Annotated in this window: 14 protein-coding genes and 2 pseudogenes; 5 read left to right on the top strand and 11 right to left on the bottom strand. The window is 61.6% G+C overall.

Features of this window, described 5'->3' with window-relative positions; translation table 11 throughout:
- Positions 1 to 13 precede the first annotated feature (13 nt).
- Positions 14 to 283, bottom strand: a complete 270-nt coding sequence (locus HWY30_RS35700) for a hypothetical protein (protein WP_090812386.1) — start codon at positions 281 to 283, stop codon at positions 14 to 16.
- Positions 284 to 680: 397 nt separating this feature from the next.
- Positions 681 to 2248 (bottom strand): IS3 family transposase gene (locus HWY30_RS35695; protein WP_090812387.1). Its coding sequence is split into 2 segments (ribosomal slippage): positions 681 to 1810 and positions 1810 to 2248, totalling 1569 coding nucleotides; the frame shifts between segments, so codons are not numbered across the junction.
- A gap of 167 nt (positions 2249 to 2415) precedes the next feature.
- On the opposite strand from HWY30_RS35695, the pseudogene HWY30_RS35690 reads away from it, so the two are divergent.
- Together HWY30_RS35690 and HWY30_RS35685 are read left to right on the top strand one after the other, a co-directional pair.
- Positions 2416 to 2799, top strand: a pseudogene (locus HWY30_RS35690) (transposase); the annotation flags it as partial.
- Between the two features lie 226 nt (positions 2800 to 3025).
- Positions 3026 to 3514: pseudogene (locus HWY30_RS35685) on the top strand (tyrosine-type recombinase/integrase); the annotation flags it as partial.
- Positions 3515 to 3563: 49 nt separating this feature from the next.
- Here HWY30_RS35685 and HWY30_RS35680 read toward each other — a convergent pair.
- From HWY30_RS35680 to HWY30_RS35650, 6 genes are all read right to left on the bottom strand, one after another.
- A complete protein-coding gene (locus HWY30_RS35680) occupies positions 3564 to 3722 on the bottom strand; it encodes a hypothetical protein (RefSeq protein ID WP_167368853.1) in 159 nt (52 codons plus the stop codon).
- A 128-nt stretch (positions 3723 to 3850) separates the two neighbouring features.
- The gene (locus HWY30_RS35675; RefSeq protein ID WP_090812388.1) at positions 3851 to 4048 is read right to left on the bottom strand and encodes a hypothetical protein; all 198 of its coding nucleotides are present in this window, start codon (positions 4046 to 4048) and stop codon (positions 3851 to 3853) included.
- 74 nt (positions 4049 to 4122) lie between these two features.
- Positions 4123 to 4473: a TIGR01841 family phasin gene (gene phaP, locus HWY30_RS35670; RefSeq protein WP_090812389.1), complete on the bottom strand. Its 351-nt coding sequence runs from the start codon at positions 4471 to 4473 to the stop codon at positions 4123 to 4125.
- Positions 4474 to 4839: 366 nt separating this feature from the next.
- Positions 4840 to 5211 carry a 2'-5' RNA ligase family protein gene (locus HWY30_RS35665; RefSeq protein ID WP_244145133.1) on the bottom strand — a complete coding sequence of 124 codons (372 nt, stop codon included), beginning with the start codon at positions 5209 to 5211 and terminating at the stop codon, positions 4840 to 4842.
- A gap of 582 nt (positions 5212 to 5793) precedes the next feature.
- Positions 5794 to 6066 (bottom strand): hypothetical protein, encoded by a 273-nt coding sequence (locus tag HWY30_RS35655; RefSeq protein ID WP_090812391.1) that lies wholly within the window; start codon positions 6064 to 6066, stop codon positions 5794 to 5796.
- A 241-nt stretch (positions 6067 to 6307) separates the two neighbouring features.
- Positions 6308 to 6742 (bottom strand): NUDIX hydrolase, encoded by a 435-nt coding sequence (locus tag HWY30_RS35650; protein WP_090812392.1) that lies wholly within the window; start codon positions 6740 to 6742, stop codon positions 6308 to 6310.
- Between the two features lie 342 nt (positions 6743 to 7084).
- Between HWY30_RS35650 and HWY30_RS35645 the strand changes: the two genes are divergently transcribed.
- The gene (locus HWY30_RS35645; protein WP_176079005.1) at positions 7085 to 7471 is read left to right on the top strand and encodes a hypothetical protein; all 387 of its coding nucleotides are present in this window, start codon (positions 7085 to 7087) and stop codon (positions 7469 to 7471) included.
- Positions 7472 to 7605: 134 nt separating this feature from the next.
- Here the strand turns inward: HWY30_RS35645 and phoU are convergent, their stop codons facing one another.
- Positions 7606 to 8313 carry a phosphate signaling complex protein PhoU gene (phoU, locus tag HWY30_RS35640; RefSeq protein ID WP_090812393.1) on the bottom strand — a complete coding sequence of 236 codons (708 nt, stop codon included), beginning with the start codon at positions 8311 to 8313 and terminating at the stop codon, positions 7606 to 7608.
- Positions 8314 to 8378: 65 nt separating this feature from the next.
- On the opposite strand from phoU, the gene HWY30_RS42125 reads away from it, so the two are divergent.
- A complete protein-coding gene (locus tag HWY30_RS42125) occupies positions 8379 to 8798 on the top strand; it encodes a hypothetical protein (RefSeq protein ID WP_244145132.1) in 420 nt (139 codons plus the stop codon).
- A 195-nt stretch (positions 8799 to 8993) separates the two neighbouring features.
- On the top strand, positions 8994 to 10655 hold the full coding sequence (locus HWY30_RS35630) for a Na/Pi cotransporter family protein (protein ID WP_090812394.1): 1662 nt from the start codon (positions 8994 to 8996) through the stop codon (positions 10653 to 10655).
- Between the two features lie 192 nt (positions 10656 to 10847).
- Here the strand turns inward: HWY30_RS35630 and HWY30_RS35625 are convergent, their stop codons facing one another.
- Together HWY30_RS35625 and HWY30_RS35620 are read right to left on the bottom strand one after the other, a co-directional pair.
- On the bottom strand, positions 10848 to 13787 hold the full coding sequence (locus HWY30_RS35625; RefSeq protein ID WP_090812395.1) for a Tn3 family transposase: 2940 nt from the start codon (positions 13785 to 13787) through the stop codon (positions 10848 to 10850).
- 178 nt (positions 13788 to 13965) lie between these two features.
- On the bottom strand, positions 13966 to 14278 hold a 313-nt coding region (locus tag HWY30_RS35620), incomplete at its 5' end, for a hypothetical protein (RefSeq protein ID WP_176079004.1).

The following is a 14278-nucleotide window of genomic DNA, read 5'->3' as shown; positions in this document are numbered from 1 at the left end:
CTTTCTCATCCGGCTACTCGACAGTGCAGCCGGCCGGGCTAATAGCGCCCGTTGCTGCCGTAGAACGCAATAAATCCGTCAATCCGGAATGCTTGTAAAGGCGGGTGTATTCACGCAGAAACTCAAAGCCTTTCGGCTTTCCCACGCCACCCAGAAGCCATCTGGCCCAAGCGAATTTCTCAATAGTTCCAGGCGGCATGTAAGTTTGGCCCCTGTCGTCCGGCTGACCAGATTCGGGTTCGATAGTGATCGGCGTCCCGTTGGCAATAAGCATCATATTCATGCGGGTGCACACAATACTATCAACACACCCCCGGGCTATAGATGCCCCGTTATAACCTTTTGAGGATGCGAAGCAATTGTACGCTTCCAAGGAATATGTTTCATAGTAGTAGGCATCCGCTTGGCGGGCAGCGGTAGCGGGAGAGCCTTCCCAACAGTTTTCCTTCCGCGGGATGCAATCGTTAGGTGTATCTGCTCGTGTAGAGGGTCTGACAGCGCAGGCGATGTTGCCCTGTTTGCCTTGCGGCGCCCGACTTTACAACAGGCGCCGTTCACCATTCCGATCGATAAGGACACGACTCAGACGCGCCGCCTTTGCCTTTACCTCGCCGGCTGGTCGTGCAACTGATGTTGCATCGAGTCGAGGCCGGCGCGCGTCAAGCAAGTTGTCGCCTCACTCATGCAGCCAGAGGCTGTTTATTTGCGCTGATCGACGCCATCTCGACGACTGAGTCGCGTTCGGGGTTAAGCGTCACGGCACCAACCGGTGTCCAGTTGCGCGTGTGGCGCGACCAGCGGGCCGGATTGCGCTCGCGGGCCCTCTCGTACAGTGCATGCCGAGCGGCGAGAAGCGCACGATCGTCACCGGCGTGACGCTGCGCAGGCGTCACGTAGCGGATGCCACTATGACGATGCTCGAAGTTGTACCACTGCACGAAGCCGGCAGCCCAGGTGCGAGCAGCGTTCAGGTCCTCGAAGCCTGTGACCGGAAACTCCGGCCGGTACTTCGCGGTTCGGAACAGCGCCTCGGCATAGGCGTTGTCGTCGCTGACCCGGGGGCGCGAGTACGACGGCTTGATGCCCAGCCAGTGCAGCATCGCCAGCACGGTCGTGGCCTTCAGCGTCGCCCCGTTATCGCCGTGCAGCACCGGCCGGGCCTCAAGGGCGGCAATGCCTTCGGAGAGCGCCGTACGACGTACGAGATGAGCAGCGTGTTCGGCCGCGTCGCTGTCGTGCACCTCCCAGCCGACAATCTTGCGGCTGTACAGGTCCAGAATCAGGTACAGGTGGAACCATCGCCCTGTGACCGTTGCCGGCAAATAGGTCATGTCCCAGCACCACACCTGGCGCGGCGCGGTTGCAACGTGCGTGGTCGGCGGCCGGCCGCTCGAAGGAGTTCTGGCACGGCCACGGCGCCTCATCTGCCCATGCTCGCGCAGCACGCGTGCAAAGGTCGATTCGCTGGCGATATACACGCCTTCGTCAGCCAGCATCGGCACGATGCGCGCCGGTGGCATGTCGGCAAAGCGCGGCTCGCTGGCTACGCGCAGCACGTTTTCCCGCTCCTGCGGGCTCAAGGTGTGCGCGGGCAGCAGGCGCATCGCGCCGGGCCTGGCGTCGCCAGTGACGAGCCCTTGATTGGCCCTCCAGCGCTGCAGGGTACGCACGTCGATTCCGGCCACCTCGCAGGCCAGGCGCAACCGTGCGCCAGCCAGTCTTGCCGAATCGATTTCCCGGGCCAGGAACTGGCGATCTTCGAGGCCGATCATTCGTCCTCGCCCTTGTCCGTGTTGAAGATCGCCCCGAGTTTTTTTGAAAGAACCAGCAATGCGGCTGCCTCGGCCAGTGCTTTCTCCTTGCGCCGCAGTTCGCGTTCCAGTTCCTTGATGCGACGCTGGTCCTGCTTCGTCTGCTGTGGACTCGCACGGGCCTCTTCGGGCTCGGCCAGCGCCTGCGTGGCCGCTTGCCGCCACTGCGCCAGTTCCTGCGGATACACGCCATGCTCGCGGCACCACGCATTGCGGGCCGTCTCGTCCATCGCTGCCGTGCTCAACACCGCTTCGAAACGCGCGGCCGCTGTCCATGCCCGCTCGCGAGCGGGCATGGACAGCGCATCACTGCGCCAGCGCTCCAGCGTCTGCGCGCCCACACCGATCTCTCGCGCAACCTCTTCCACTGATGCGCTCTCCGGCGGCAGCAACCGCGCCACTGCCCTGTCCTTGAATGTCTTTCCGTAACGCGCCAACTTGTTCTCTCTTTATCGCCCCCAGATTCCAATTTTATCCAGGCGACAACCATTGTGACGCGGGGGGAGGCGTCTCGGTCTTCAGAACTAGTCGTACTGTGTCATAAAATACTCACAGCAAAGCGATACCTGGTACTATTGAATAATACAGACTCCAGGCGATCGCGATGAAAGAAGATGTCGACGAATTTGACGCGTATCTGAATCATCTGGCGCAGGCGTTAGGGCACGCCGATCGCCATGCCGGCCTCAAGGGCTACTGTTCGGGCCTGGTATTGCCGCTGTCACGCAAGAGCGTCGAGCCGATGGCCGCGCATATTGACCCACTTCACGCGAGTGCGAAGCACCAGTCACTCCACCACTTTGTGGCCAAGGCAGAATGGTCTGATCGTGCGCTCCTGCAGCGGGTACGCGAATGGGTGATGCCCGCGTTAGGCGCGCACGCTGCTGAAGAGGCCGGCTACTACTGGATTATTGACGACACCGGTTTTCCAAAGAAGGGGCGTCATTCGGTCGGGGTGGCACGCCAGTACTGTGGGCAGCTCGGCAAGTCAGTACGACTCCGTGGCAGCGAGGCTGGCCGCCGTGGGGAAGTGAAGCGCGGGGTAGTCGTACCTTTCGTGCAAAATCTGGCGCTTCGCTCCGAAAAGCAGTGACTTTTCAATAGTTTGCTAGATCCAGCTGGGCGTAACGGACGCGGAAACGGCAAGCCTTACTGGGCGCGACTCTCCGGGAGACTACCGCCAGATTTTGCACGGGAAGGACGAATACCCCGACGAGGCGCAACTGCCAAAGCTGGAGGCCGACGACGCGGGCGACCGCTGGACATTGCACGTGCTTGGCAAGCGGCGCAAGCCGCGCGCAATACCGTTGCCCGCGGTCTGCGTGCCGATCCTGCAAACCTACCGGCAGCTGCGCGGCCTGCCGCCGCAACCCGTTCCTTTCGAGCATGCGGCGCTGATCCACGGGCTCAAGGGCGGTGCGCTCAGGGAATCGGGCCTGTACGACGAGGTGAAGTCGATCTTTGCGGCCGCCGCCGACGATCTCGAAAAGGTCGATCACGCCGGTGCTGCGCGTCTTCGGCAGGCCTCGCCCCACTGGCTGCGACACGGCTATGCGCGTGCGCTCGTCGTCGACCACAAGGTGCCGCTGCCAGCCGCGCAGGCGCTGCTTGGTCACGCGTCCATACAGACAACCGCTGCCTACGCAAAAACCGACATGACTCAGTTGCGCGCATTCGTGGACCAGACGTTTACTGGGCGTTAAACACGGTTTGGGGTGCGCTCCAGGTGCCGACTTTTTTGTACCGCGACACCTACCTGCGAGTGCGGACCCAGTGGCACCAGTCGTGATGATCCAGATTCCTGAGCAACTGCTCGCGACGATGTTCGCGTCGATAATGTCCAGCCACACCGATCGCGGCGATGACCAGCACCAGGGTACCGACCGCAATGCCAATCCATGACGTGCTCATTTTTGCCTCCTTCGTCACTCAGGCTTCGAGACATTCACTGGTCCGCTTGCCGGCAAAAACGGTTGCCGCCACAACGCTGGTCTGTGCGCCGCCTCATCCCGGGCCGGTCGAGCCTTGCTGCCAGCCGGTTAGCCAATGCGCGCAACGGCGTCCAGGACCGCCCTGCCGTTCGGCGTGATGCGCGGACACTGTCGGCCTGTCAAAAGTGGTTCCAGTGTCACCAGCCGCAGGTCAAGGAGGGTGCGAAGTTCCAGGCGGTCCGGTTCGATCTGGTCGGGCGCATCCCTGACGACCATCAGCGTTGTAAATTCGTGCGGACTGAGCACGGATGCCTCCTGGGCGAACTCAGAGATACAGGGTGCGACGGCTCTGCCGCACGTTCATCTTTCCAGTCATAAACTCAGGACTTCGAAGCGTATCGGTTCGCCGCGTCGTACTGCGACTGTGCGGCCTGCATCCATTTCGACTGGGTCTCGCGCACGATGTCACAGAAGCGACCTGCGTACGACAGGATGTGCGCTGACGCAAGCCGCAACCCGCTTGCGTGTTGCACGAGCAGTTCCTCGGGCGTCTTGCAGGAGAGGACTTCCTGGTACAGTTTCGCGCTCTCAGCGCCCGCGCCTCTGGCTGTGGCCAGGTTCAATTCAACCAGTTTGCGATAGCCGTCGAACGTCTGCCCCGTCAGCGTGAACAGGGTAGCAATGTATGCCTTGTGCGACGTGATCAACTGCTCGGGCATAAGTGTGCTCATTCATTCTCTCCTTGTTTTTTCCGACGAGCGCCTGACCAGTGTCAGGCGGAAGATCGGTGTTTTCTGGGTGCGGCCCACGACCTCGTACCTGACGGAGCAAAGAGTGTTTTGCTCATTTAGATAAAACATTCTAACTTTGTTAAATCGGCGTTCGGAATGCTTCTTTATAGGTAAATACCCTATCGCCGAACGTCACTCCGAAACGATCGCGTCGCTGAAGTTTGAGGACGTTGCACAGGAAAGGCGGCGCACCGGACGCTATGCGTTCGAAAGGCATGAATACATGCATTTCCTTCCATCGGCCCGACGCGTTCCGAGCAGGGTCACCGGGTTGCATGCTGTCTGGATCAGTGCCGATGTGCGAAGCTATTGCTTCAATTCGATTGAGGCCGCGTGGACATCCGACGCGTCGCCGTCCGCTACGCTGAGGTGTGGAACGCTGTCCTCGTGTGTACCATCGTATGGGCTACACACGGGGAAGGCCCTGCCCAGGGCCGTTGTCAACGCAACGAATGATTCTGGGGGATCCGGTGAGAGAAAGAGGATCGACGGAAATTGGCGCAGCCCTATGAATTGTCCGACAGCCCCAACGAAAGGCTGAACAGCGCCAGCTCGCCCAACGAACGCGACTTGCGCGTGATGAATGACTGCGGGTGCAATGTCAGCGGCCGGTATGAATGGGAACAACACCGTGATATCCGCGGGGACGCGCAGCTTGCAGCTGGCACCAAAGCGCATGCGCAGCTCACCGACCAACGGCTCGGCCGCAGGAATCCTGGCAACCAACGCCGACCCGGACATAGGGGAACCCTCGCAACTGGCGAATCAGTGTTGCCATTCCCGCGCAACGCACGAACCCGACCGGGAAAACACACAAGGGTTACCGACGCGGCTGTGGAATTATCGATCTCTTTTCCTGATTTCCCGTCCGGCGTAAGCAGCCAGAAAAGCGCCAATGAGCATTGCTGCCATCGCAAGCGATTCATCGAGGCGACTGCCGGGTTGCATTGATTTCGCATAGATCCAGAGGCCGATTCCGATCAACATCAGGAACAGGCCCAGAATCAGCCCCCAAACCGGCCCTGCCGAACGGGACCGCAATCTGTGAGACATTTTCATTGTCGTACCCCGCGATACACTGGTTATTCCCTGCCTGTGCTTCATGACGCCCGCGACCCTGCACTCCCTTTTCAAGGTAGGCGGCTTCAACTCTGACTTCAAGCGGCGATCAGGCTCGCGCTTTCCCTCGAGCCAGTCTGCCAAAACACCGGAAGTGCGAATCACGCACGCGAAGCAGGTCGGTGATGCGCAGGCGCGATGCTAGCCGCGCTCGTTGTGACCCAGATCCTCGATCAAACGGCGTCCAGCGGAAAAGCCGCCCATCACGGCGTCGACCTCGTTCCTGAACAGGTGGCCATCCGCTTCTCCGAGCCGCAAGGACGTAAAACATGAAACGGGCTGACCGGCCTTTGTGATCGTCACGACGGCCACGTACCCGAGTCCGTCATGCGGTTTACCGGGTTCGGCCAGACCGGGATGCGCCTCGGCACTGACCTCAACTTCGAAACCAAGGTAGTCGTAGATGCGGTTCATATGACACTTCCAGAGATCATCGGCCCTGGTGGGAGTTGCGGAAGCCGGTTGCATACGTTTGCTAGCCTCACGCACCAGCATATGCCTGCGCGAACGGTTCTTTTTGGTGTTTCCTGTGCGCGCCGATCCAATGGTGCGTGCGGCAGCCTTCGTCAACCATCACATCGGTTCGACATTGCCAACCGTCCGTGGCACGCGTGTGACGCAGAGGCGCGGTGTCTCGTGGATCTACGCCGGATTTTCATTTCGGCGCCATGGTCATGCCTTCGCCCGCGGGCGTCCCTGCCAGGTTAGTTGGCGTCGCCATCTGAATCGGTCCACGCGGAAACAGCAGTTCGACAATACCGCGTGTAGGAACGCTGGCCGAAGGGGTGGCGATCTTCGACGGCACAAACCAACGGCATCGCGCAATTTCATTGCCGGGCTGTGCGACCGCGTCGGCCGGCACCTCAACCAGAAAGACATCGTGCAGCGTGCCCAGACCACCAAACCGGAAGAGATAGATCAACTCCGTCGCAACAAGTCCCGTCTCTTCTTCAAGCTCGCGCCGCGCGGCATCAACAGGCGCCTCGTCGCGCCTGATCCTGCCACCGGGCAGCGCCCATCGCGAGCGTGCCCTCGCGACCAGCAGAACGCGGCCATTACGGATACACAGCACCGTTGCCCTGTCTTTCATAACAGTCTGACCTCTTATGCGAGGCGCCGATTTTATGACGACGACCCAGACGATGAAGCGGCGCGATCAGAAATTGGGGGCCTCTGAAGAGACATTCGCAGCAAGCAGCAAATCCGCTCGGCGTGGCCGGCAACGGAATGTCGATGTGCACTTCGCACACCATGTACGTCACAAAAATGTCACAATTGTGCGTTTTCGAAGTGCGGAACCGTCCGCTATCGGAATCTCAATTGCAATAAGAGCGCTTGCCACGTATTACTGCAAGGTTCTTCGAGATCTGCGCGCGGCCGACGCCAGGTCAGGCATGAAGGCCGCAGGCACGGCAAGTCAATGGAGCATGCGATGACACAGACGTACGAATACAACGGATTCACCGTGCAGGTCGCAGTCGAATCCGGTCTCCGCAGCCGCCCGACAGAACGCGCTTCGGCGCATCCGGGCTATGTCGCGGTTGTTCGGATTTGCGAAGCAGGCAGTGCAGTGCCCAGATTGTCGCCACTCAGACTGGGTGAAGCAGGCGGCCACCCGTTCGATAGCGAGGCCGACGCCCTGAATGGCGGATATATCGCCGCGTGCACGATCGTGGACGACCTTTTCGGGCAGGACATTGCAGGCTCTTTCGTCATGCCACTGCGGCAGTCGGCGGCAATGCCACCTTCGCCGGGGGTATTGTTGTCCTTCGGCAAACGCGCGCAACGGCCCGAAAATGAGCAAGCCCGTTGGGCGTGATTCCGGGGCACCTGATCCCGGACGCGACCCGCTCCAGCGGAATCAACTGAGTTCTACGGGTATGCGAAGAAGCCCGGCAATCATCCCGGGGCCGCTCACGATCGTTGCGGCTTCGTGCCCCTGTTGTCCGGTTCTCAACCATCCAGGGCTTCGTGCTCAAGTCGCTCGCGCGAAACGTGGCGTACATCTGTGCCCTTGACAACGTAAATGACGAGCTCCGCCAGATTCTTCGCGTGATCCCCGATCCGTTCGATGGCCGATGCCATGAACAGGTAGTCGAGCGCAGAAGAGATGATGCCAGGATTCTCAGCCATGTACGTTGGCAGCTTGCGCACGAAAGCGCGGTACCGGTCATCGATCGCCTCATCGTCCCGCATGATCCGGGCTGCCGCAACCGGATCGAGTCGGGCGAATGCCGCGAGCGCGTTACGGAGGATGGTTGCCGCCATCTGACCGGATGACTGGATCTCCGCAATATTCACGTTTCTGCCCGCACCGTTTTTCGCGATCCGGCGCGTGCGCTTCGCGATCTTGCGTGCCTCATCGCCGGCACGCTCGAGATTGGTAATGCCCTTTGAGATGGCCATCAATCGACGCAGGTCGGATGCGGTGGGCTGGCGCCGCGCGATGATGTTGCCGCATTCGGCATCGATTTCGATTTCCATCGCATTGAGTCGATGCTCTTCCTCAACCACCTTCCCGACCAGGTCCATGTCGAAGCGGCTGAGCGCCTCCATCGCATCGGTCAGTTGCGACTCAACCAGTCCCCCCATCTCGAAAAACCGGGACGACAGGTGTTCAAGGTCAGCGTCGAACCCGCTGGAAAGGTGCCTGTCTGACATGGAAAACTCCTTCTGTTCAAAACAAGATAAACTGTTTGTACCGTTTGTCAAACCTCACCGCAACCATGAAACCACAGGCCACCCGGAGCAGAAGCGGCAAACGACCGTATGCGCACACGGATGCAATTGCCAGTGAGGCAGCTACAGACAGGGAGGCGGTCAATACGCCGGAAGTTCAACGTTCGGCGACGAACGCACGGACGGCAACGCCCGTTGAAGCGCCTCCCCCGTGCGTCGTCCGGCATCGCAGGAAGCAGGTCGGGCGGGAAAAGGTTGTGCGGGACACCTTCACGATGCCACGGGCAGACTACGAAAAGATAGCGGTGCTCAAACAGCGGTGCCTCGATGCGGGCGTTGACGTGAAAAAGAGCGAGCTCCTGCGGGCGGCCCTGCTTCTGCTGGAGTCCGAACCGACGAAACGCCTGCTCGCGGCCGTCACGGCGGTCGAGCCGGTCAAGACTGGCCGGCCACCCAAATCGAAGTGAACCGCGCGGGGCCTCATGGTCGCGCCGTAAATCGGCAAAAACCGCGGCTTGCGAGAGGAAGTCTCGCTTGCCCTGTCCGGGCGCCGGGGTTTAGCCATTAACGGTTCAGGCTCCGATGCGAACGTGCAGGCAACGCGCGACACGCCCGTACGAAGAGTCACATGACGGGTCGCCTGGCACGGAGGGCTCTGAATCATGACATTAACGTTCACGCTGATCGATCTGGCTGGATCCGTTGCCCTGCTGCTGTGGGGTACCCACATGGTGCAGACCGGCGTCCAGCGCGTATTCGGTGCCAGCCTTCGCTCACTGCTCGGTCGGGCCCTGCGCGGGCGACTGGGCGCCTTCCTGGCCGGGATGGGCGTCACCGCAGTCTTGCAAAGCAGTACAGCAACGGGACTCATGACGGCCGGCTTCGCGGCAGGCGGCCTGGTGGAGCTGGTCCCCGCGCTCGCCGTCATGCTCGGCGCGAACGTCGGCACGACAGTGATTGTGCAGGTGCTGTCGTTCGATGTGGCAGCGGCCTCGCCGGCGCTGATCCTCGTCGGCGTGCTGATGTTCCGGAAGGCGTCAACCACACGGGCACACGATCTGGGCCGCGTCCTGATTGGCCTGGGCCTGATGCTGCTCGCGCTGCACCAGTTGCTCGGGATAATGACGGACTACGAGGACGCACCCAGTCTGCGCATGCTGCTGGGCGCCGCCTCCACCGTGCCGCTGGTGGATGTGCTGCTGGCGGCGGGACTGACCTGGGCCGCGCATTCAAGCGTGGCGATCATCCTGCTCATCATGTCGCTGTGTGCGCAGAACGTGGTGCCGCCCGATGCCGCGTTCGCACTGGTGCTGGGCGCGAATCTCGGCACTGCCATCAATCCGCTGGTGGAGGGGACCACCGCGGGCGATCCGGCGTCGAAGCGGTTGCCCGTGGGCAATCTGCTTTCGCGGGCCGTGGGCGTCGTGATGACGCTCGCCGCGCTCGGACCGCTTGGCCGGCTCATGGTCACGATTGAACCGGACAATGCCAGGGTGGTGGCCGATTTTCATACGATGTTCAACCTGGTGCTTGCCTGCCTGTTTCTGCCGGTACTGTCTCCGTATGCGCGCCTGCTGCGCCGCCTGCTGCCCGAGCGCGCAGACCCCGCCGACCCGTCGCGTCCACTGTATCTGGATCCGGCCGCCCGGCAGATTCCGATGGTGGCGCTCGGCCATGCGGCACGTGAGGCACTGCGCCTGGCCGATGTGCTCGGCCAGATGCTGGCGGGTGCCCGCGCGGCGCTGGTGGAGGGCGACCGGAAACTGATTGTGGAAACCCGCCGGCGCGATGACATCCTGGACCACCTGAATACCGCGATCAAGACGTACCTGACGTCACTCGATCCCGAACAGTTTGCTGAGGACGATCATCGGCGGCTGCATGAGATCCTGACCTTCGTGATCAACATCGAGCAGGCGGGCGATGTGGTGGATCTGAACCTGCTCCCGCACGCCACCAAGCGCGTGAAGCGCGGACTCGCATTTTCGAAGGAAGGGGAAACGGAACTGCTGGTTATGATGGACCGCCTGATGGCCAATCTGCGTACCGCTGCGTCGCTGTTCGTGACGGAGGATCCACGTACGGCACGCATGCTGGCTGACGAGAAGGTGGCCTTCAGGGAAGCCGAATCCGCTGCGACAGCTTCGCACTTTGAGCGGCTGCGCTCGGGTCGCATCGACACCGCCCAGACCAGCGCACTGCATCTCGATGTGCTCCGTGACCTGAAGCTGATCAATTCGCATATCGTGGCCGCGGCCGCGTACCCGGTCCTCGAGCGCACCGGAGCCCTATTGCCCAGCCGGATTGCTTCGAACGAGATGTAGTCCGAAATAAGTGGGCTCAGGCCGCACCGTATGGTCAGACAGGCGGCGGGGAAAACGCGCCAACGTGAGGGCATCACGAGTGCAAGGTTCAGCCTCGCGACAACACGCGATGAGTTCGACACCGACGAACCAGTTGAACCGGCGAGTTCCCTTCAGCGCTGTCCGTCAAGGAAAGAATGCGCATCGCGGGCATCAGCTGGAGCCAGTGCGCTTCGAAGGGAACGGGATGCTGGAATTCAGGCCCGGCATGAGTCGCTCCGCGTAGTCGGCAATCGGAAAGTCGAAGGTGCCGCGCAAATTGATGCCTTCGAGTGAGGTCGGTGCAATGCTGCGCAGAAGGTGTGTTGGTACTGCCTGGTTTCCAGGCTGCCCGATCGTGTCCAACGCGCTCTGCATGTGCAGGGTGTTCCATGCCATGACGGCGTTGGTCAGCAGCGTCAGTGCGGACGACACCGCGATCATCGAATGGCGGTGACGGGTGAGTTCAACCGGTATCTTGCCCTGATGGATCGCGCGCTGCACGTTGTGAACCGCTTCGCCACGATTGAGCGCGTGCTGCAGTTCGCCGCGAAACGCCGGCACGGTAAAGTAGTCGATCAGGAAAATCGACCGGAAAAGCTGTCCGAGCTGCACACCTCCCTCATAGAGCGGCTGGCCGCGTGCCGCCGAACCAAAGCGCGTCAGCGCCTGAACGGCGGTGCAGCGGCCACTCTGCACGGAGGCGGCAACCCGCACGAACTCGTCCCAGACTGCTTCGATCACTTCGGGTTTTACGTCACGGTCGACCACTGCTTCAAGTTCGTCCGATATCACATGCCCGACTGGCACGTGAAGCCGACGATCCCGCAGATGCGCAAGCCGTGGGCAGAGGTCGAAACCAAGCGCTCGGGCAAGCCCCATCGAGAAATCGGTATACCCGTGCGTGTCAACGGCGAGCAAGGTCACGTCATCGGTGCTGTTCTGGCGGATCACGCCTTCGATCGCGACGCCGGCCTGGCGCTCATTCAGCACGATGGGCTGGTCGTAGAAAATGCCCCAGCGGTCCCTTACATGCGTGTACACACCGATCGAAGCGGTGCGGCGCCGCGGATCGGCACGTGCCTGCCAGACCGTTCGTGTAGTTTCCAGCGACATCATGTCCGATGAGGCCAGGTCCGCGCGTCCCCAGTGCTGCGCAATCGGGTGCCGGTGCATGAACTCGAGCACCGCGTCGGCGGCCTGACGCAGCATCCGTTCATCGGCGATACGGTTCATCATCTGCCGGATTGCGCTCGCGGACAGCTCCGGGACCATGCGCGCGAAATCGGCGGCTGACATCGACGTACCGTGCGCGAGGACGGCGGCATAGACCATCAGCAGCTCGCCGCGCGAGCGCGGTTCGCGACCGAGCAGAACCCAGCTAAAACGCACGGCGCTATCGATCTCGAGAATGATCCGCGGCAGCTGTCCGTCGGGTTGTCGCTCGAGAATCGCGCGGCGCAACGCTTCCAGCGCGGCATCGTGGGGCTGGGCACTGAGAGGACCGATGTGGACCGCGTCGTCGACACGTACCTCGCCGCTTGCGACCGCTTCGCGCAGACGCCTGAGGCCGGCGTCCAGATGTTCGATGACCGGCGCGAGGTAGTCTTTCGGGTCCTGCGGCAGTTCCAGATGGCCGTAGTAGTGGTTGCGCTTCGCCTGCCATTCGTCGTCGGGAATCAGCAACGTCGCCTGACTGCGAAACTCGAAGCTGTGCGCGACGAAGACCGATCCGTTACGCAAGGCGACGCGTAGCGCGAAAAGCGTTGCCCATTCGAAGGCGAGCAGCGCCTGGCTACGGTCTTCGCTTTCGATCATGCATTGCCAGGCCTTGCCCAGATGGATCGGGGTATCGGCGGGCAGCTCGTTCGATTTACCTGCGTACAGTTCGCGCAGCAAAGCGAGCGACTCGATGACGGGATGCGTAGTCTGCGCCTCGAATGGCAATGACAGCAGTTTTGCGAGCATGGCCCGGGCCATGCGCCGCTTTGCAACCAGTTGTGCACGCATTTGGCTCGTACGGCTCGGTGTGTCCTGCTTCAGCGCCGCGTCGGCCAGCGCACAGAGCTGCTCGACCATTTCGTCGCGTGTGAAGTCGGCGTCCGTGGCGATTGTCTTGACGGCTGTTGCCAGATCGCGTATTTGGGCCCTGAGATCAGGCCGTGTCGCAGCGACCCTGCTGCTGGCTTCGTTGATCGCCTTGCGGATCCAGCGGCCCAGCATCGACAGCAGCTGGTCGGTGGTCGTGCAGAGCGCATACCGCATGAAACAGGCGACTTCGAGCCGGCGGGTCTCCTGCTGGATGCGACGGCTGACGGACGGCTTTCGATTAGCGCAGCGCCGCGCGAAGTGCCGCACCGCTGCCTCGTTGCATTCCGCGGGCCAGTCGAGATGTACATTGAGTTCGACGAGCCGATCGATCTTGCGGAACAGCTCGTTCATCTGATGCGTTGAATTGCGCAGCGGGACCGACCACAACCATTGCTGCAGGCTGGCGAACGAGCCATGCGGCTGCGCCAGTAACGAACCCCACCGATCGAGTGCCGCCTCGCCGAAGGCCTGCAGCAGACTCGCTCCCAAAGCAGTCTCGACATCGCGGGCGGCCTGCACGAGCAACGGCTTGAGCGCGCGGTCCCGCTGGATCAGGACGCGATGCTCGTAAAGCCAGCGTTTGAGCTCCTGCATCAGATCGGCGCGGTTCGGGCGTCCCGACAGCCTTTCCTTCAGCCAGCGCACGACATAGCGGCGCTGGTGTTCGGCCATCGGTACAAAGCCGAGCGCCCGGTAGGCGAGCGCCTGATGATCGAACAGTGTGCGCTCACGGGTTTCGTAAAGAGTGCGAAGTGTTCCCAGATCTGGCGGCTCGATGCCGAGGTGCCTGCCGAGGTGACTCCACAAGATCTGCGGCACATACTGGTATGCGTCGAGCGTCGTGCCGCTCATGCGCACGAAGCCGATGTGCAGCGCTAGCGCGAGCCGGTACAGCGGACCCCGGCGGGCGTTGATCAGCACGCGCTCCTTGGCCGAGAACGTGAAGAACGTGGCGAGCTCAAACTCGCTCAGGTCGCGCGGGATTCGCCGTGTGCCCAGGTAAGCCAGTCGCCAGTGTTCCATCGCCGTCCGCTCCACAAACGAAAGAGGGACCGACCAGCGTAGCGGGAAAATATCGGCAACGCAACTGACAATCGTCGGAACACGGCGTGGTGCGGCTGGCAGCGAACCCGAAACAGCAACTCCTTGATTTGGTGAGAAATATTATCGGGGCAGGTCGCAACGCCTTGTCGCAGCTAGATCATGTTGCCGTCGTAATCTGCATGGAAGTCACCGGGATACCTATACGCGCATCTACCGCACGTTTCGTCGCTGGCAGGCCGATGGTTGCATCGATGCCATCTTTTCGGGCTCGGTGCAGCAACTTCATCAGGACCAGCTGCTTGACCTTTCGGTCATCCACGGCGACGGCACCACGACGGCGGCGAAGAAAGGTGGCGACAATCTCGAGTATAGCGGGCACAAGCATCTGAAGGGCGACAAGGTGGTGGCCTTGTGCGATCGCAACTGCAACGTCATTGCTCCATTCATCAGCGCTCCCGGCAACCGCAACG

It is taken from the genome of Paraburkholderia tuberum STM678, from assembly GCF_902833905.1.
In the GTDB taxonomy this organism is placed as follows: domain Bacteria; phylum Pseudomonadota; class Gammaproteobacteria; order Burkholderiales; family Burkholderiaceae; genus Paraburkholderia; species Paraburkholderia tuberum.
The sequence above is the reverse complement of the archived record's forward strand: the minus strand, read 5'-3'. Positions and strand labels throughout refer to the sequence as shown.